This is a genomic window from Kribbella catacumbae DSM 19601, from assembly GCF_000372465.1.
GTDB lineage: Bacteria > Actinomycetota > Actinomycetes > Propionibacteriales > Kribbellaceae > Kribbella > Kribbella catacumbae.
In genome coordinates, this window is sequence record NZ_AQUZ01000016.1 from 95,067 (window position 1) to 111,380 (window position 16,314).

Consider the following 16,314-nt stretch of genomic DNA (forward strand, 5'->3'; position numbering starts at 1 on the left):
ACGATGCCAGGTAGCTGGTTCCAGCCAGGTCGCAGTCGCTAAGACCGGGCTGCGACCAGGCGCCATCTACAACTAGCCGGATGAGACCACACCGAACCGGCTGCTCACTCCGATGAGCGCCGCAGAGATCGTCGTCGACGGGCTGCACAAGCGGTACGGGACAACCAAGGCCCTCGACGGCATGTCCTTCACCGTCCAGCCGGGACGAGTGACCGGCTTCCTGGGGCCGAACGGGGCAGGGAAGTCCACCACGATGCGGGTGATCCTCGGCCTGGACGCGGTCGACGCGGGCACCGCCCTGATCGAGGGGAAGCCTTATCACCGACTGCGGCAACCGCTGAGCCACGTCGGTTCACTCCTGGACGCGGCGGCGCTGCACCCCAACCGAACCGCTCGTAACCATCTGCTCTGGCTGGCGCATTCGCAGGGCCTGACCGCGCGGCGGGTGGACCAGGTGATCGAGCAGGTCGGCCTGACCTCGGCGGCCCGGCGCAAGGCCGGCGGTTACTCGCTCGGCATGCGGCAACGGCTCGGGATCGGCGCGGCTCTGCTGGGCGACCCGCCGATCATCATGCTGGACGAGCCGTTCAACGGGATGGATCCGGAAGGCATCATCTGGATGCGTGGCTTCCTGCGGTCGCTGGCCGCTGAAGGCCGTGCCGTCCTGGTGTCCAGCCACCTGATGAGCGAAGTACAGGACACTGCGGATCAGCTCGTTGTGGCCGGCCGCGGCAAAGTCATCGCCGACCTGAGCATGGCCGACCTGATCTCGGCCGCGTCCGGGAACCGGGTGAACCTACGGACCCCGGCACGCCAAGCGGCGATGACGGTGCTCGCACAGGCCGGTGCCAAGGTGGTCGCCACCGGCCCAGACAGCGTCACCGTTTCCGGTCTGTCTCCGGATCGCATCGTGATGCTGCTCAACGAGAACGCCGTCCCGTTCTCCGAGGTGTCCGCGCATCGCGCCACGCTGGAGGATGCCTATCTGGAGCTCACCCGCGACGCGGTCGAGTTCCGCGCCGCGGCGCCCACGGAGGCATCATGGTGACCGGCAGCGTGACGCCGTACCGATCGGGGCAGCGGGATGGTCGGGACGGCTTTGCTCAGTTGCTGCATTCGGAGTGGACCAAGTTCCACACCGTACGAGGGTGGATGCTCGGCATGGCGGCCGCGGCGCTGATGCTGGTGCTCGTCGCGTTGCTCGCCGGTATCAGTAGCGACCAGCGCGGCGCACCGGCCGTACCGACCGGACCAGGCGGCGAACCGGTGACGGACAACTTCTACTTCGTGCACCAGCCGCTGACCGGGGACGGCAGCATCACGGTCTCCGTTTCGGGTCTGGACAGCAGCGTCCCCGAAGGGCTCGGGGAGCTGCGGCCGGGCGTGGTGCCGTGGGCGAAAGCCGGGCTCATCGTCAAGGAGAGCACCCGCGAGGGATCTCCGTACGCCGCGATCATGGTGACCGGCAGCCACGGCGTACGGATGCAGGACGGCTACCTCAACGATCGAGCCGGTCCTGTCTCTGCCGCAGCTGTTCGCTGGCTGCGGCTGGAGCGGTCGGGCGATGCGATCACCGGCTACGCCTCTGCCGACGGCAAGGACTGGACCAGGGTCGGCACCGTGCACCTGGAGCTTGGACCGACTGCGCAAGGTGGGCTGTTCGTCGCATCTCCGCAGTCCGTGGAGGGCATGGGTACGACGGCCAGCGTGTCGACGGCCACCTTCGGAGACCTTCGTCTTCAAGGCGGCTGGACTGGTCGCAACTGGGCGGGCGAACAGGTCGGAGGCGAATCTCCCAGCTTCGCCGGCTACCCGCCGCCCGCAGCGGGTTCCTTCACCCGATCCAGCGGCACCTTCACAGTGACCGGCGCCGGCGACATAGCGCCCGCGGTCCGCTATTCCTTGCCGACTGCCGGCACCCTCGGCAATATCCTCACCGGCACGTTCGCCGGGTTGATCGCGGTCGTCGTCGTGGCGGCTCTGTTCATCACCACTGAGTACCGGAAGAAGTTGATCCTCGTCACCCTGACCGCCAGCCCGAAACGGGGTCGGGTGCTGTTGGCGAAGGCGATCGTGCTGGGAGCCGTCACGTTCGTCGCGGGGCTGGCGGGAGCTGTCGTGGCGATTCAACTCGGCGAGCGCCTTGCCCGGTCCAACGGCGTCTACCTGTTTCCGGTGACGTCCTCGACCGAGCTACGAGTGGCGCTCGGAACCGCGGCGCTACTCGCGGCCGCTTCAGTCCTGGCCCTCTCTGTCGGTGCCATCTTCCGGACCAGCGCCGGCGCGGTCACCACCGTCATCGCTGCCATCGTGCTGCCGTACCTCCTGGTCGCCAACCCGTTCATGCCTGCGGACGCGGCGAGGTTGCTGACCCGGGTAACGCCGGCCGCGGCCTTCGCCGTACAGCAGACGCTGGTGCAGTACCCCCAGGTCGAAAACCCCTACACGCCCTACAACGACTACTACCCGCTGGCGCCATGGGCCGGGCTCGCAGTACTGGCCGGCTACGCGGTGGCAAGCCTGGCGATCGCCGCCGTCGTACTTCGCAGGAGGGACGCATGAGTACGGCGCTCCACGCGGAATGGACGAAGCTACGGACCGTTGCCAGCCCCTTGTGGCTGCTACTCGGCATGATCGCGGCGACAGTAGCCCTGAGTGCCGGGGCTACCTCGGTGGTGACTTGCGCGGCCGCTGGGTGTGGCGGCGACGTGACCAGGTACAGCCTGATCGGCGTCGAGCTTGGTCAGGCACTGGTCGCCATCCTTGCCGTGCTGGTCATCAGCAGCGAGTACAGCTCGGGCATGATCCGCACCACCCTGACAGCGGTACCGCGGCGGACCACTGTCTTCGCGGCCAAGGCCATCACTGTCACCGGCGTCGTCGCAGTAGCCGGAACCATCGCAGTACTCGCTTCCCTGCTGGTTGGGCGTTTCATCCTGCCCCGCCAAGGCTTCACCGCCAGCCACGGCCATCCGGTCCTGTCGCTGGCCGACGGACTCACGCTCCGTGCGACCGCCGGATCAATCCTCTACCTGACCCTGATCGCCCTGCTCAGTCTCGGCATCGCGGTCGTCGTGCGGGACTCAGCGACCAGCATCGGAGTCATCCTTGGTCTGCTCTACCTTCCGCCGATCCTCGCCCAGGTGATCGGAAACCCACACTGGCAGCACCTGCTGCAGCGGCTTGCGCCGATGAGTGCCGGTCTCACCATCCAGGCGACCACCAATCTCAACAGCCTGCCGATCTGCCCCTGGGCCGGACTCGGCGCCACCGCGGCGTGGTCCGCCGCCGCACTGACCTCCGGCGTCGTAGTACTACGCACTCGCGACGCCTAGGCGCTCAGGCAATCTGGCGGTGGTAGATGCCGCTGGTGCGGGTGAGGAGTTTGCTGTCGACCAGGAGGCGGCGGAGGGCTGCGTGGTCGGGGTGCCAGGTGTTCAGGATCTCGTTGACCTCGGCTTCTGGGTAGTCGCGGCCGGGGTCAAAGGAGTTGACCAGGTGCTCGAGCACGATGCGCGTCTTGGCCGGGAAGGTGGGGAAGCCTGTCAGGCGGCCGTCGCGGATGAAGGCGCGGAGGATGGCGTCGCGGGCCGGGTCCGGGTCGAGGGGCTCGCGTTCCGGCCGGCCGGTCCGGACTGCTTGCTTGAAGGCGTCCTCGACGGCGTACAGCCCGCCGGCGGAGGCGGTGAGCAGGCCGGTCTTGAGCAGACGCTGCGCGGCCTTGCCTGCGACGGCCGAGTCGAGCCCGGTGGCGGCGGCGATCTGGTCGGGGGTTCGCGCGCCGAGGACGACGGCGGAGTACGTGCGCAGCCTCGACGGTTCAGCCAGGGATCCACAGATCAGGTCGGCGTTCATGCCCCCCAACGTAATGTCGGCGGCAACTGAATTTCGGCCTGGTGCTAGACAGTTCCCATGACGACAGAGCAGCCGGGGCCGTACAACGCGATCACCGACGTGCCAGGCGTGCTGGTCGGCCAGGTCGAGCGCACCGACGCGCCGTACCTGACTGGTACGACGGTCCTGCACGTGCCCGGTACGGCGGTCGCCGGCGTCGACGTACGAGGTGGTGCTCCCGGCACTCGCGAGACCGACCTGCTCGACCCGGTCAACTCCAACCCGGGCGTCAACGCGATCGTGCTCACCGGCGGCAGCGCGTACGGCCTGGACGCGGCCGGCGGGGTGATGGCCGCGCTGGAGGAACTCGGCCAGGGAGTACGCGTCGGGCCGGGCGAGCGCGACGTAGTACCGATCGTCCCGACTGCGGTGCTCTTCGATCTTGGCCGCGGTGGTGGATTCCAGGCGCGCCCGGATCGTGATTGGGGACGCCAGGCCTTCGAGGCGGCCACCGATGAACCTGTTGCTGAGGGCAACTATGGGGCCGGTGCGGGATCGCGAGCGGGTGGACTCAAGGGCGGTGTCGGCACGGCTAGTGTGCGGCTGGCTGACGGTACGACGGTCGGCGCGCTGGTGATCGTCAACGCTGCGGGCTCGGCCGTTGACGCGCAGGGACGCCTGTACGGCGAACGGTACGGGCTGGGTGATGAGTTCGCGGGCCTCCGCACACCTACCGATCCGCCACCGGACCTGCCCGGTCGCATCCCTGGCATGAACACCGTGATCGCCGTCGTGGCGACCGACGCATCGTTGGACAAGGCAACAGCCAAGCGGATGGCGATGGTCGCCCACGACGGCCTGGCTCGCGCGCTGGACCCGATCCACACCTTGGTCGACGGCGACAGCATCTTCGCGATCTCCACCGGCACCGGCACGCGCCTGAGCGTCACGGACCCAACTGCCCTGGTGCAACTGGAGACCATCTTCGCCGCCGGCGCCCGCACCCTGTCCCGAGCCATCGTCCGCGGAATCCTCGCCGCCGAAACAGTCGAAACCCCAGCCGGCAAGATCCTCAGCTACCGCGACGCCTACCCGTCAGCCTTCGCACCGGACGTACGACCGCAGTAGTACGCCGAGCCGCCCCGGGCCGTCGAAAGACGCGACCAAGACCGGCCCCGGGACCGACGCTCCACCCCCAACTTCCCGGAAAGCTACCGGGTATGAGCCACCCAGGTCCCCAAACCCAGTACCAGCAAGACAACACCTTGCAGACCAATGCCCAGCACAGCAATGTCCAGCACGCCAACCCACAGCACCCACCCGTGCTGGCCGGCCGCGGTCTCTTCAAGTACTACGGCCAGGTGGTCGGCCTAGCCGGCGTCGACGTATCAGTCCGCGCAGGAGAAGCCCTCGCAGTCATGGGCCCATCCGGCAACGGCAAAACCACCTTGCTCCACGTCCTAGCCGGCATCCTCAGCCCCGACCAGGGCGAGGTCTGGTTAGCCGGCGAGCGAGTCGACCAACTCAACGACGCCGCCCGGACAGTACTGCGCCGTCGCCGCCTAGGCTTCGTCTTCCAAGACAACCAACTCCTCGCCGAACTCCCCGCCGACGAGAACGTCGCGCTCCCGCTCATGGTCGACGGAATCTCCCGCCGCGACGCCATCGCCCGCGCCCGCGCCACCCTCGCGCAGGTCGGTCTCGCGAACGAGGTCAACCGCCGCCCCGGCGAACTCTCCGGCGGCCAGGCGCAACGCGTAGCCATCGCCCGCGCCCTGGTCGGTGAACCACAAGCCGTCTTCGCCGACGAACCGACCGGCGCTCTCGACGCCACAACCGGCGCCCAGGTGATCGACCTCCTCATCGGCGCCGCCACCCACCGCGGCGCGGCCGTCGTAGTCGTCACCCACGACGACGCCGTCGCCGCCCGCTGCCACCGCGTAGTACGGATCGTCGACGGCCGGGTGAGCGAACGATGAATCCGATGACCGACCTGGGCCTGCGGTTCGTCCGCCGCCCAGGCCCTGGCGGACGGGCGGCCAATCTCGCCGCCCTCGGCGCCACCGCGATCGTCGCCCTGCTGGTCACCTTCCTGATCGCGGGCTCGCTCGGCCTGACCCACCGCTCCGACCGGATCGGCTGGCGCAGTACCGACGATGGCGATGCGAAGACGGCCGTCGGTGTCGTCAACCAGATCGACGACATGGCCGGCGGCGTCCCTCTGAACCGGTACGACGTGGCGATCAACAACCCAGCCAAAAGCGCCAAACTCCCGCCGCCACCCGGCCTGCCCAGAGCACCCCAGCCGGGCGAGGTCTTCGTCTCGCCCGAGGTCGCCAAGCACTGGTCGGCGGACCTCAGCAAGCGCTTCAAGGTCGACAAGCCCACCGGCACGATCTCCGAGAAAGGCCTGTCGTCAGCCGACGAGTGGGTCGTCATCCACGGCGTCGAGAAGAACTCACCCGGGGTCGCCGCGGCCGACAATCCGAAGTACCTCGACTCCTGGCGCGGTACGGCGCTGGACGAGCGGATGGCGATTCTGCTCCTCCTGGTGGCGTTCGGCATCACGCTGGTGCTCTTCCCGCTGCTGAGCCTGGTCGGCCAGGCCGCCGGGGTCGCGGCCAAGCGACGCGAACACCGTCTGGCGGCGCTCAGGCTGGCCGGCGCGACCCGAAGCCAGGTGCTGTGGCTGAGCGCGGTCGAGCAGGCAGTGCTCGGTGTCCTCGGTGCCATCGCCGGCGTGATCGGCTACATCGTCCTCACTCCGCTCATCGCCCGCATCCCGCTCGGCGGCGGTACCTGGTACGTGCACGACCTCACGCCGAGTTGGTGGGTCGTGCTGATCGTCCTGATCGCAGTACCGCTGCTGTCGGTGCTCAGCGCCCTCATCGGCCTCGGCCGGGTCAGCATCACCCCGCTCGGCGTCGTCCGCGGCCAGACCCGGAAGGCGACCAGCGCGCTGCGTCTCGGCCTGCTGGTGATCGGCCCGGTCATGCTCGCGATCCTCGGCCTGGGTGGCGCGGTCATCCCGCTGCTGATCGGGATCGGCATGGCCGCGCTCGCTGTCCGCGTGGTCGGCCCGTTCGCGGTGCAGGTGATCGGCAAGTTCATGGCCCGTACTGCGAAAGGCCCGGTGGCGCTGCTCGCCGGCCGCAGGCTCGCCGACGACCCGAAGGGCGCCTTCCGGCCGGTCGCCGCGCTGGTGCTGAGCGGATTCGTGACCGGCTTCCTCGCATTGTTCATGCCGTACGGCATGAGCCAGGACGGCAAGGACGTCTCCTTCGAGCTCTACACCAAGCAGGGGCAGGCGGTGGTCGTCGCCGAGGACGCCAAGAAGAGGCTCCAAGAGGCCGGATTCAAGAGCGAGGTGACGACCGGAGACCAGACCGTGAACATCTCCGTCTCGACCACAGACCGCGAGAAGGTCCGGACAGTCCTGTACGACGTCGTCCCCGGCAAGGTCCCGTTGACCGCTGCCGAGAAGGACAAGCAGGACGCAGGGATGTATCAGGACCTGCGACTCGGCGTGGCGCTGTTGCTCGGGCTCGTGTTCGTGACCGGGGCCGCATCGACCGCGGCCGGTGCGGTCGGGACGGCTCTGGACCAGGCCGGTCCGGCGAGGGCGCTGCGGCGATCCGGAGTACCGCTCAGCGTGATCGAGCGGTCCGCGCGGCTTGCTGCCGTAGTACCGGTGATCGGGGTCGGACTCCCCGTAGTCGGATTCGGGGCGATGTGCGGGCTGGCGTTGAGCGGCGGACAAGTCATCACCCAGGGCAGCTCCGGAGTGGTCCTTCTGGGCGCCCAGGTGGTCATCGGCCTGGTCCTGGTCGCCGTCGCGGGAGCCGCCGGCGCACCGGTACTCCGCAAGGCCAGCATCGGCTGAGCGCGGCGACTATCCACAGCACGAATCGGGCTCCGGGCCGGCGCATGCAAGGATGAGGTCATGCGTGACCTGAATGCGCCGGTCCCGGAGCTGGCGGACGCCTCATCCGATCTTCGCGACGCGATCGACCGGTGCGGCTACTACCCAGACGTCGTGACGGACTCCCTCGCCGTGGCCATCGCCGCCGAACCGATCCGGGCGTTCGTGCTGCAGCACGAACCGACCTTCGACCGCGACGAGGTGCGGCGCCACATCACCATCCTGGCGCTGACCCCGAGCCGGCTGATCGTCGGGCACACCGACGAGCACGCCGCGGACGACCTGATCCGGGCGCCCTACGCGTCCACCTCGACCGAGGCGATCCCGCTCAACCGGGTGAACGCGGTGGTGGTGAACCGGGTGGTGCCGAATCCGGCCGGCTACGCCTCCAAGGCTTCGGGCGGCAAGGCCGACCCGGCAGCCGGCGGCGAGGTCGTGCTGACCATCGGCTGGGGCATGGTGAACCGGATCGACCTCGAGCCGGCCGTCTGCGCCGACCCGAACTGCGAGGCCGACCACGGCTACACCGGTTCCGTCGCCGCCGACGACATCTCGCTGCGGATCTCCGCGGCCGCGGACGGTCCGGCGGGAATCCAGCAGGTGCTCGACTTCGCCTCGGCGCTTTCGTTCGCAACGACTAGCAGGTAGGGCCGTGTACGACCCGACGCCCATCCTTCCTGCTTACGGCGGCGGGTCACTGGCAGACGTGCTGCCGTCGGTCGCGGGCGCGCTCTCGGTCCCCGGCGAGCAAAACCTGCTCGGCCTGCCACCCGCTCCCCGGTACGCCGTACTGCTACTCGACGGCCTCGGCTGGAATCTGCTGCGCCGCAACGCGGAAATCGCGCCGTACCTGTCGTCGCTGACGGCCCGCAGCCTGACTGCGGGAGTCCCGTCGACCACCGCCGCGAGCCTCACCAGCCTCGGGACCGGGCTGCCACCAGGCGCGCACGGCATCGTCGGCTACACCTCGATCGTTCCCGAGACGGGCGCGCTGCTGAACGCATTGCAGTGGGATGCCCCGGTCGATCCACGCCGTTGGCAACCACATCAGACCGTGTTCGAGCGAGTCGCCGCGGCCGGTGTTGCCACTCGCAACGTCAGCAAGGCACGGTTCGACACTTCTGGGCTGACAGCAGCGGCCTTCCGGGGCAGCCAGCATCGCGGTGCCGACACCATCGACGACCGGCTCGACGCCACGAGATTCGCGAGCCGCGAAGGCAGCTCGTCGATGGTCTACGTCTACGACTCACAACTGGACTACACGGGTCACGGGCAGGGGAGTGAGTCGTGGCAGTGGCGCAAGGAGCTTGCCGCCGCTGACATCTTCGCCTCCCGCGTCAGGTCGGCGCTTCCGCGCGACGCGATCCTCGTCGTCGTCGCGGACCACGGCATGATCGACGTCGCGCCGGAGAACCGGATCGACCTCGACGCCGAGCCCGCACTGACCGACGGCATTCAGCTGATCGGCGGCGAATCACGCTTCCGTCACCTGTACTGCGTCGACGGCGCGGCAGACGACGTACTGGCGACGTACCGGGAGCGTGTCGGGCCTGACGCCTTGGTGCTCAGCAGGGACGAAGCGATCGGGCGCGGCTGGTTCGGCGCCGTCGAGGAGCGGGTCGGACCACGCCTCGGCGATGTCATCGTCGCCTCACTTGGACCGGTCGCGCTGGTCGCCAGCCGCCGTTACCCGCAGGAGGCAGGTCTGATCGGCCTGCACGGCTCGCTCACTCAGGACGAGATGGCGATCCCGCTCCTCATCGACGCGGGCTAGAAGCTCCAGACGTTCCAGTAGAAGCTGGCCTGTGCGGTCTTCGCGTCGGCATCACGAGCCGTCACGGTGACCTTGTAGCGGCCTGCTCCCGGGGTCAGTACGCCGGTGATCCAGCCTCGCTGGCCATCGATGCTGAGCCCCGGCGGCAGTCCGGTCGCGGTGTAGCTGATCTCGCCCTTGGTGCTGAGACCCTTGAGCAGCAGCGGGATCGCGGGCACTCCGCCGACGCCCAGCTGGTCGGCCGGTTTGGTGATGCTCACGCCGGCCGTCGGGGTCTTGGCGGCCGCGCCGACGGCCTCGGCCGCGTCGACCATGCCTTCGCCGTAGAACGAGTTCAGCGCCTCCGAACCCTTGCAGACAGCGGCTGCGCCGGGCGGGCACGGCAGGTCGTTGGCCTGGGCGGCGAGCCTGGCCCGGACCTGCTCGGGGGTCAGCTTGGGGTTCACGCTGCGGATCAGCGCGGCCACGCCGGCGACGTGCGGTGACGCCATCGACGTACCGTCCAGCGGTTCGTAGCCGCCGCCGGGCACGGTCGAGTAGACGGCCTGACCGGGTGCGGCGATCTTGATCTTGCCCTCACCGAAGTTGGAGAAGCTCGCCCTGGACCCTCGGGTGTTGAGCGCCGCGACGACGACCATGTTCGGCAGCTCGGTCGGCAGGCTGAGGCACTGGTCGGTGATCGAGCGGGCGCCGGCGGTGGAGTCGTTCGGGCTGGTGGAGTCGGTGGTCTTCTGGGCCAGGTCGTAGTTCTCGTTGCCTGCGGCGGCGACGTTCACCACGCCCTTGGAGTCCGCATAGGCGACCGAGCGCTTGACCGCCTCCAGGATGGCGTCCTGGTCAGGATCGGTCGGGCAGTTGAACATCCACGGGTCGACGTAGTAGCTGTTGTTGGTGACCGAGACGCCCTTGTCGGCGGCGAAGACGAACGCGCAGACCGTGTTCTCGGGGAAGAACAGTTGCTGGCCTTCGGGCTCGGCGACCCGGATCGAGGAAACCTTCACACCCGGCGCGACGCCGACGATGCCGGTACCGTCCTTGGCCGCGGCGATCGTGCCGGCCACGTGCGTGCCGTGCGCGGCGACCGGTCGCCAGGCTCCGGGCCGGGTGTCGGCCTTGCCGTAGGCGCACGACGCCGACTTGCCCGCATCGAAGTTCGCCTTCAGATCCTGGTGCAGGTCGTCGACCCCGGTGTCGAGTACGCCGACAGTGATCGCCTTCGATCCCGGGTTCACCGCCCAGGCCTTGTCGGCACCGATCATCGTCATGTCCGGCCGCTCCTTCTCGGGAGAGCTGTCCGGGACCTCGACCGGCGCCGCCGGGATCGCCGGGTTGGCGACCGCGGGCGGCAGGTCCGACGTACGGGTCGCGCCGACCTTCTCGACTCCGGTCACCTGCCGCATCGCAGCGGCGAAGCCGGCGTTGGCCGAGTGCACGACAAGCACCCCGATCGCGTCGTACGCCGCATAGACGGTGCCGGCGTTCGCGGTGACGCCGGGCATCACCGCAGTGGTCTGCTTGGGTGCGGTGATCACGAAGTAGGCCCGCAACCCCGCCTCGGCTCGCACGGGTGCGGCCGCCGACTGCACGGTGGTGGCAGTCAGAGTCAAACAGAGCATGAGGAGCAGGATCAGGGCTTTGCGCACGACCAAGTAGAACCCGCGGAAGGTGCAGAACAAAAGCCGACGCACCCCGGCGTACCTGATGCTCCACCGACTGACGGGCCGCCCCCTGCTCCAGCAAGGGTTCTAGACTCCAAGCCATGGCTCAATACCTTCAAGTTTCGACAGCGACTCCGTCCCGTGAAGATGCAGTTCGTTTGGCGGGGTCGTCGGTAGAGGCCGGTCTCGCGGCGGGTGCGCAGGTCGTCGGCCCTGTCGTCTCGGTGTTCTGGCACCAAGGTCAGTACGGTGAGGGCGAGGAGTGGCAGGTCTTGCTGAAGACCACCGACGCCCGGTACGCCGAACTGGAAGTCCACCTTCTGAAGCAACACCCATGGAACAACCCCGAGGTGGTAGCGGTGCCGCTGGTCGCCGGCTCAGCGGGGTACTTCGAGTGGTTGGACCGCACTACTACTAAGCCCTAGCCACGCGCCCTCTCCAGTACCGCCGACACCTCAGGTCCGCCGTACTGCGTAAGCCGTTGGAGCACGCCGCGCAGTCGCCCACCTGGCCTGACGGAGCCGACGCCAGATGCCAGGTCTAAGGCGCGTTCGGTCACAGCCGCTGCACTCTCAGGGCTGTTGGCGTGCAGGTGGGCATGAGCAAGCCAGGTCATGTAGAGCGCCTTGTCGCGGGCGTGGGTGTCGTCGTACCGCGACAGGGCGTCTTCCAAGACAGCGACCGCGTGGGGACGACGCAGTTCGGTTAGGCACCGGCCGGTCATGATGTCGATCTCGAGCGGGTCCACTCGGCTGCGGTCGTGCTGTCGGCCTTCTCGTAAGCGATGAACGCGAGGGAGTTTCCTTCGAGTCCCGGGTCTCCAGACTCGCGGGCGGCTAGGAGGGCTTTCCGATAGTGCCGCCGTGAGTCAGCGAGTCGGCCAGCATCGAATGCGGCCCATCCAGCCATCTGCGCTTGTTCAGCGAGTACGCCGGTCAGCGTGCGGGCTGTGGCGCCGCTGTAGCTGGCGTTCTTGATCAGGCGCTCGGTGGCGGCCATCTCGCTGGTGTAGACGGCGTAGGTGTCCATTCCGCCCAGGTGATCGTCAAGGCGGCGGAGTCGCGCAGTACGAGCCCGGAGCTGCCGTACCTGCGTCGCACCGATCTGGCTTCCGTGGCGTGACCTGGTCAGCGGCGCAAGTGCGAGCGCGGTGGCTAGTCCGGCGAAGGCGCGCCGATCCACGGCTTCGCCTCCTTCTGTATCGGTGCGGAGCAGGTCGTCCAGTTGGTCGCCGGAGACTTGGAGCGCCTCCGCAAGCGCCGGACGGACCCAGGGGAGTGGGGCGGTCTTTCCTGCCTCCCAGCGAACCACAGTCGACCGTTCAATGCCGAGCGTGGTTGCCAGCTCACCCTGGCTAAGGCCGACAGCTTTGCGCCGCTCGGCGAGCGAGGTGTAGGCGACGCAGAGGAGCAGGAGCGCCCTGCGGTCGACAGCGAGGGACGAGCGTGGCCCGCACTGCGGCCTTCGGACGGCACCCAGCCGTGCGAGGGTGCGAACCCGGCCACCGGGCGGGCGTGTGTCATCGGCTACCACAAGGGCTATCACCGCGACGTGGTCGGAGCGAGGTGGCTTGACGATAAGTAGGACCCGCAACGTCCGTGACCGGCGACTCCGCCGCTGGGAGCTTCGGGAGATCGCGGTCGGGCGCCGGAACGGTGTTCAACGCGACGGCTTCGATCCACGCAACGTCAGCTACGTGACGCCGTACTGCGTGCTTGCCTATGCGGCTCGCGGGGCGGGCGATCCGCTGACTACTCGCCACTTCAGGTACGCCGAATTCCGGATCGCCTCCGGGGCACGGCAACGTGCCATCCGTCCCACTACCGTCTCGCCCTGATTCCAAGACCGGCGGGGCGTACGCGCTGATTCATGCGCGTCCGCGTACGTCACGCCTTCCAACCTTTCGCCGTCGAGCTGACATGCCTCGCGGCGGAGGCGACGACCCAGCAGGACGGCCGGGTCGTCTTCACCCTGACGCCGGTCCGTGCCTACAGCGTCGAGGTGACAGAGCGGCCCTGGCTTCTTCCTGTCGGCCGGGGCCGCTCGACCACCGCAGACCTTCAACAGTGAGGAGCAGGGAATGTCTGTTGTCGAACAACTACGCGGGCAGCTACACGCGGTCGCCCAGGACGCGAACCAGGGCGCCGCCAGCCTCGGCGGCTTCCAGAACAAGTTCAGCCAAGCCAGTCAACAAGTACTTGCCTTGATCCAAGGCTCAGCAACCGGCGCCGATCACGACATCGCCGAGGTGCTGGACGCTGCATCCAAGTCCCTCGCCTCGGCTGTCGAGTCACTCCAGATCGCTTCCCACAAATGCGGCCGGTACGCCCAGCAGATCTAGCCCACCGTGCCATCCGAGCTGCAGCGCGTCGCACAGGATCTGGTTACGTGTCTGGACCAAATGCCGGCAGTTGCCGTAGCGCTGGATTCGCGGGCTCGGCGGTGTCGAGAAGCCGCCGCTTACCTCGCTGGGTTTGGCTCGGTGAACCCGGCTGCCCAAATGGCGGCTCTCCAGCTCGAAGCAGCCGCACGGGCCTGCGATGAAGCGGCTCACCACGCGATGACCGCACACCGGCGGGCGCGGTCTTGGGTCGTAGAGATGGTCGGAGGTGCGCCGGGCAACTCAGTTCCGACGTCGGACCGACCGGAAACCGGTGCGGTGAAGGCCCAACCTCAGACCGGCAATCCCAGCGCACAGCGGACGATCCGTGACAGGTTGCCAGCACGCCCTGATCCACTCGCGAAGACGGATGGAATCTGGTTCGGCAGAGCAGGTGAGGAGGTAGATCTCGTCAGTGGCTACGACGACCACAGCGACCACGCCGACCGTGTACGCGAACAGCTTGGTCTGCCGCCCCTGACCATCGTGTCGCACGTGGAGGTGAAGTTCGCGATGTTCATGCGGGAACGATGCCTGCGCAGTGAGACCATCTACATCAACAACGTTCCCTGCAAGGGTTTGCGAAGTTGCTCCAGGTACCTGGAATCATTTCTGCCGAAGGGCAGCCGCCTAACTGTCCACTGGCCCGACAGCGAACCACGAACCTTTGAAGGGAAAGGCCCAGAATGACCTACACCGCAGACGCCTACTACCTCGCGGAGCATGACGACGACCCCGTACGCCTATCCTCGGCCGAGGACGTAGATGCGTTGGTCGACGCACTGTTGGCGGGGACCTTGGCCCACTCGGTGGCGGCGGTCTACCTCAACGAGCGGCCGACCCTCGAAGGCGGGTTTCCTGACCACGAGCTGCGAATCGCCGTCTTCGCGGAATTGAAGGTTGGCGGTATTCGCTACACGCAGCGCACGTCCTCGTGGTACCTCAAGGGTCAGTCCAGTCAGCGCGATGAAGTCGCCTACAGCTACATGAACAACCGGGAGGGCTTCCCGGCAGATTCGGAGACAGACACCGACACCATCCGCCAGGTGGCAAAGGAGTTCCTCGCACTCGGCGGCGAACGGCCTCACACCGGCGAATGGATCGAATGGCCGCCGAGGCTCTTCTAGGCCGGTCCGGGACGCCCTCGGGAACTGCCGCAATGCATCAGGCGGTCCGCATGGCCCACCCTCGCGCCGTACCGGAGCAACTCTGGGCCTGCCGACGCACCCCGGCGTACCTGATGCTCCACCTACTTTGGCAGGATGGTCGCCCGTGGCTGAGCTGCTCTACTTCACCGGGACCATGGACTGCGGCAAGTCCACGCTGGCGCTGCAGATGGATCACAACCACGCGGCGCGTGGCCGGTTGGGGAAGATCTTCACCAGCAACGACCGGGCCGGCGAGGCGACGCTGTCGTCGCGGCTCGGCCTGGAGGCCGACGCGATCGAGGTGAAGCCGGACTTCGACTTCTGGCAGTACGTCGTGGACGAGCTGACCCAGGGCGGCCGGATCGACTACGTCGTGGCTGACGAGGCGCAGTTCTACCAGCCCGGACAGGTCGACCAACTGGCCCGGCTGGTGGACGAACTGCAGATCGACGTCTTCTGTTTCGGGATCCTGACCGACTTCCGGGCAACTCTCTTTCCTGGGTCTGCCCGGCTGGTCGAGCTCGCCGACCGGATGGAGCTGCTCCAGGTCGAGGCGCTGTGCTGGTGCGGTGAGCGCGCCACCCACAACGCCCGGACCGTCGGTGGTGAGATGGTCACCGAAGGCGAGCAGTTGGTCGTCGGTGACATCGTCACCAACGCCGCCAACGTCGCCTACGAGGTGCTCTGCCGTCGCCATCACCGGCGCCGGCTGACTGCCGCTCGCGCCCGTGCCACCCTGTCACCCGAGGTACTCCCGTTCGGAGGCGCTCTGTGAATCCGCTGATCTCTGCCGAGTCGTTGCTTGCGGCTACCACCAGGCCAGTTTTGATCGACGTCACCTGGAACCTGATGGGCCCACCCGGCCGCGACGCGTACGACGCCGGCCATCTGCCGGGTGCGTACTTCGTCGACCTGGACACCGAGCTGGCCGGACCGCCCGGCGACGGCGGCCGTCATCCGTTGCCCTCAGCAACCACCGTCGAAGCGGCAATGCGCCGCGCCGGCGTCTCCGGGGACAGCGCGGTCGTGGTCTACGACGCAGCCAACTCGATGGCCGCCGCCCGCGCCTGGTGGATCTTCCGGTACTTCGGGCTGCGCGACGTGCGCGTCCTGGACGGCGGGTTCGCGGCCTGGCAGGCCGCCGGGGGAGAGGTGAGCACGGTCGTCCCCGAGGACGGCAAGGGATCTTTCGTCGCCGCGGCCGGGAATGCCCCGATGCTCGACGCGGAAGGTGCCGCGGAGCTGGCTTCGACCGGAGTACTGCTCGATGCACGGGCGCCGGAGCGTTTTGCCGGCGAGGTCGAGCCGATGGACAAGGTTGCCGGCCACATCCCGGGTGCAGTGAACGCTCCGACGACGGCCAACGTCACCGCTGACGGCACCTTCCTGCCCGCCGATGACCTCCGCGCCCGCTTCGCAGCTCTGGGTGCCGACGGCTCGACTGCGGTCGGCGCGTATTGCGGGTCCGGCGTCACGGCCGCTCACGAGGCTCTTGCCCTGGAGATCGCCGGGATCGAGGCGCCGGTCTATGTCGGCTCTTGGTCCGAGTGGATCACCGACCCCGACCGCCCGATCGCCACGGGCCGCTCCTGACCTGC

General features: G+C 68.1%; 20 protein-coding genes. 16 read left to right on the forward strand and 4 right to left on the reverse strand.

Annotated features, from left to right (window positions below; genetic code table 11):
- Nucleotides 1-112: 112 nt before the first annotated feature.
- The 3 genes from A3ES_RS0118445 to A3ES_RS0118455 are packed head-to-tail and all read left to right on the forward strand — an operon-like array spanning nucleotide 113 to nucleotide 3,335.
- Nucleotides 113-1,048, forward strand: a complete 936-nt coding sequence (locus A3ES_RS0118445) for an ABC transporter ATP-binding protein (protein WP_020388318.1) — start codon at nucleotides 113-115, stop codon at nucleotides 1,046-1,048.
- Entirely contained in the window at nucleotides 1,042-2,562 is a 1,521-nt protein-coding gene (locus A3ES_RS0118450) for a DUF1349 domain-containing protein (protein ID WP_020388319.1), read from the forward strand. The genes A3ES_RS0118445 and A3ES_RS0118450 overlap by 7 nt, the downstream gene beginning before the upstream one ends.
- On the forward strand, nucleotides 2,559-3,335 hold the full coding sequence (locus A3ES_RS0118455) for an ABC transporter permease (RefSeq protein WP_020388320.1): 777 nt from the start codon (nucleotides 2,559-2,561) through the stop codon (nucleotides 3,333-3,335). Before A3ES_RS0118450 ends, A3ES_RS0118455 begins: the two co-directional genes overlap by 4 nt.
- Nucleotides 3,336-3,339: 4 nt before the next feature.
- Here A3ES_RS0118455 and A3ES_RS0118460 read toward each other — a convergent pair whose 3' ends face one another.
- A complete protein-coding gene (locus A3ES_RS0118460) occupies nucleotides 3,340-3,855 on the reverse strand; it encodes a DUF2087 domain-containing protein (RefSeq protein ID WP_020388321.1) in 516 nt (171 codons plus the stop codon).
- Between the two features lie 57 nt (nucleotides 3,856-3,912).
- On the opposite strand from A3ES_RS0118460, the gene A3ES_RS0118465 reads away from it, so the two are divergent.
- From A3ES_RS0118465 to A3ES_RS0118485, 5 genes are all read left to right on the forward strand, one after another.
- Nucleotides 3,913-4,962 carry a P1 family peptidase gene (locus A3ES_RS0118465; RefSeq protein ID WP_020388322.1) on the forward strand — a complete coding sequence of 350 codons (1,050 nt, stop codon included), beginning with the start codon at nucleotides 3,913-3,915 and terminating at the stop codon, nucleotides 4,960-4,962.
- Nucleotides 4,963-5,054: 92 nt separating this feature from the next.
- The gene (locus tag A3ES_RS0118470; RefSeq protein WP_020388323.1) at nucleotides 5,055-5,813 is read left to right on the forward strand and encodes an ABC transporter ATP-binding protein; all 759 of its coding nucleotides are present in this window, start codon (nucleotides 5,055-5,057) and stop codon (nucleotides 5,811-5,813) included.
- 5 nt (nucleotides 5,814-5,818) lie between these two features.
- Nucleotides 5,819-7,717: an FtsX-like permease family protein gene (locus tag A3ES_RS0118475; protein WP_237744990.1), complete on the forward strand. Its 1,899-nt coding sequence runs from the start codon at nucleotides 5,819-5,821 to the stop codon at nucleotides 7,715-7,717.
- 60 nt (nucleotides 7,718-7,777) lie between these two features.
- The gene (locus A3ES_RS0118480; protein ID WP_020388325.1) at nucleotides 7,778-8,404 is read left to right on the forward strand and encodes a DUF5998 family protein; all 627 of its coding nucleotides are present in this window, start codon (nucleotides 7,778-7,780) and stop codon (nucleotides 8,402-8,404) included.
- A 4-nt stretch (nucleotides 8,405-8,408) separates the two neighbouring features.
- Complete coding sequence (locus tag A3ES_RS0118485; RefSeq protein WP_020388326.1) at nucleotides 8,409-9,530, forward strand: alkaline phosphatase family protein; 1,122 nt, start codon at nucleotides 8,409-8,411, stop codon at nucleotides 9,528-9,530.
- On the opposite strand, the gene A3ES_RS0118490 is transcribed toward A3ES_RS0118485, so the two are convergent.
- Nucleotides 9,527-11,218 (reverse strand): S8 family peptidase, encoded by a 1,692-nt coding sequence (locus A3ES_RS0118490; protein WP_026162984.1) that lies wholly within the window; start codon nucleotides 11,216-11,218, stop codon nucleotides 9,527-9,529. The genes A3ES_RS0118485 and A3ES_RS0118490 overlap by 4 nt on opposite strands.
- 71 nt (nucleotides 11,219-11,289) lie before the next feature.
- On the opposite strand from A3ES_RS0118490, the gene cutA reads away from it, so the two are divergent.
- Nucleotides 11,290-11,613 (forward strand): divalent-cation tolerance protein CutA, encoded by a 324-nt coding sequence (cutA, locus tag A3ES_RS0118495; RefSeq protein WP_026162985.1) that lies wholly within the window; start codon nucleotides 11,290-11,292, stop codon nucleotides 11,611-11,613.
- On the opposite strand, the gene A3ES_RS55510 is transcribed toward cutA, so the two are convergent.
- Together A3ES_RS55510 and A3ES_RS55515 are read right to left on the reverse strand one after the other, a co-directional pair.
- Entirely contained in the window at nucleotides 11,610-11,936 is a 327-nt protein-coding gene (locus A3ES_RS55510) for an NsdA family TPR-like regulatory protein (protein WP_051084745.1), read from the reverse strand. The genes cutA and A3ES_RS55510 overlap by 4 nt on opposite strands.
- Nucleotides 11,909-12,733: a helix-turn-helix transcriptional regulator gene (locus A3ES_RS55515; RefSeq protein ID WP_202806540.1), complete on the reverse strand. Its 825-nt coding sequence runs from the start codon at nucleotides 12,731-12,733 to the stop codon at nucleotides 11,909-11,911. Before A3ES_RS55515 ends, A3ES_RS55510 begins: the two co-directional genes overlap by 28 nt.
- 25 nt (nucleotides 12,734-12,758) lie before the next feature.
- Here A3ES_RS55515 and A3ES_RS54090 point away from each other — a divergent pair, with 25 nt between their 5' ends.
- From A3ES_RS54090 to A3ES_RS0118530, 7 genes are all read left to right on the forward strand, one after another.
- Nucleotides 12,759-13,025: a hypothetical protein gene (locus A3ES_RS54090; protein WP_157630591.1), complete on the forward strand. Its 267-nt coding sequence runs from the start codon at nucleotides 12,759-12,761 to the stop codon at nucleotides 13,023-13,025.
- Between the two features lie 32 nt (nucleotides 13,026-13,057).
- Nucleotides 13,058-13,258 carry a hypothetical protein gene (locus tag A3ES_RS0118505; RefSeq protein WP_020388329.1) on the forward strand — a complete coding sequence of 67 codons (201 nt, stop codon included), beginning with the start codon at nucleotides 13,058-13,060 and terminating at the stop codon, nucleotides 13,256-13,258.
- Between the two features lie 10 nt (nucleotides 13,259-13,268).
- Entirely contained in the window at nucleotides 13,269-13,529 is a 261-nt protein-coding gene (locus A3ES_RS0118510) for a hypothetical protein (protein WP_020388330.1), read from the forward strand.
- Nucleotides 13,530-13,670: 141 nt separating this feature from the next.
- On the forward strand, nucleotides 13,671-14,258 hold the full coding sequence (locus tag A3ES_RS0118515) for a DddA-like double-stranded DNA deaminase toxin (RefSeq protein ID WP_237744991.1): 588 nt from the start codon (nucleotides 13,671-13,673) through the stop codon (nucleotides 14,256-14,258).
- Nucleotides 14,255-14,695 (forward strand): Imm1 family immunity protein, encoded by a 441-nt coding sequence (locus A3ES_RS0118520; RefSeq protein ID WP_020388332.1) that lies wholly within the window; start codon nucleotides 14,255-14,257, stop codon nucleotides 14,693-14,695. The genes A3ES_RS0118515 and A3ES_RS0118520 overlap by 4 nt, the downstream gene beginning before the upstream one ends.
- Before the next feature lie 145 nt (nucleotides 14,696-14,840).
- Nucleotides 14,841-15,491 (forward strand): thymidine kinase, encoded by a 651-nt coding sequence (locus tag A3ES_RS0118525; RefSeq protein WP_020388333.1) that lies wholly within the window; start codon nucleotides 14,841-14,843, stop codon nucleotides 15,489-15,491.
- Nucleotides 15,488-16,309: a sulfurtransferase gene (locus A3ES_RS0118530; protein ID WP_020388334.1), complete on the forward strand. Its 822-nt coding sequence runs from the start codon at nucleotides 15,488-15,490 to the stop codon at nucleotides 16,307-16,309. Before A3ES_RS0118525 ends, A3ES_RS0118530 begins: the two co-directional genes overlap by 4 nt.
- The last annotated feature ends 5 nt before the right edge of the window (nucleotides 16,310-16,314 follow it).

Excerpts from the sequence above, each read along its gene's own strand:
- A3ES_RS0118460 (WP_020388321.1), bottom strand. The coding sequence starts at position 3,855 with ATGAACGCCGACCTGATCTGTGGATCCCTGGCTGAACCGTCGAGGCTG.
- A3ES_RS0118455 (WP_020388320.1), top strand. The coding sequence starts at position 2,559 with ATGAGTACGGCGCTCCACGCGGAATGGACGAAGCTACGGACCGTTGCC.
- A3ES_RS0118445 (WP_020388318.1), top strand. The coding sequence starts at position 113 with ATGAGCGCCGCAGAGATCGTCGTCGACGGGCTGCACAAGCGGTACGGG.
- A3ES_RS0118465 (WP_020388322.1), top strand. The coding sequence starts at position 3,913 with ATGACGACAGAGCAGCCGGGGCCGTACAACGCGATCACCGACGTGCCA.
- A3ES_RS0118450 (WP_020388319.1), top strand. The coding sequence starts at position 1,042 with ATGGTGACCGGCAGCGTGACGCCGTACCGATCGGGGCAGCGGGATGGT.
- A3ES_RS0118480 (WP_020388325.1), top strand. The coding sequence starts at position 7,778 with ATGCGTGACCTGAATGCGCCGGTCCCGGAGCTGGCGGACGCCTCATCC.
- A3ES_RS0118470 (WP_020388323.1), top strand. The coding sequence starts at position 5,055 with ATGAGCCACCCAGGTCCCCAAACCCAGTACCAGCAAGACAACACCTTG.
- A3ES_RS0118475 (WP_237744990.1), top strand. The coding sequence starts at position 5,819 with ATGACCGACCTGGGCCTGCGGTTCGTCCGCCGCCCAGGCCCTGGCGGA.
- A3ES_RS0118505 (WP_020388329.1), top strand. The coding sequence starts at position 13,058 with ATGCGCGTCCGCGTACGTCACGCCTTCCAACCTTTCGCCGTCGAGCTG.
- A3ES_RS0118510 (WP_020388330.1), top strand. The coding sequence starts at position 13,269 with ATGTCTGTTGTCGAACAACTACGCGGGCAGCTACACGCGGTCGCCCAG.
- cutA (WP_026162985.1), top strand. The coding sequence starts at position 11,290 with ATGGCTCAATACCTTCAAGTTTCGACAGCGACTCCGTCCCGTGAAGAT.
- A3ES_RS0118520 (WP_020388332.1), top strand. The coding sequence starts at position 14,255 with ATGACCTACACCGCAGACGCCTACTACCTCGCGGAGCATGACGACGAC.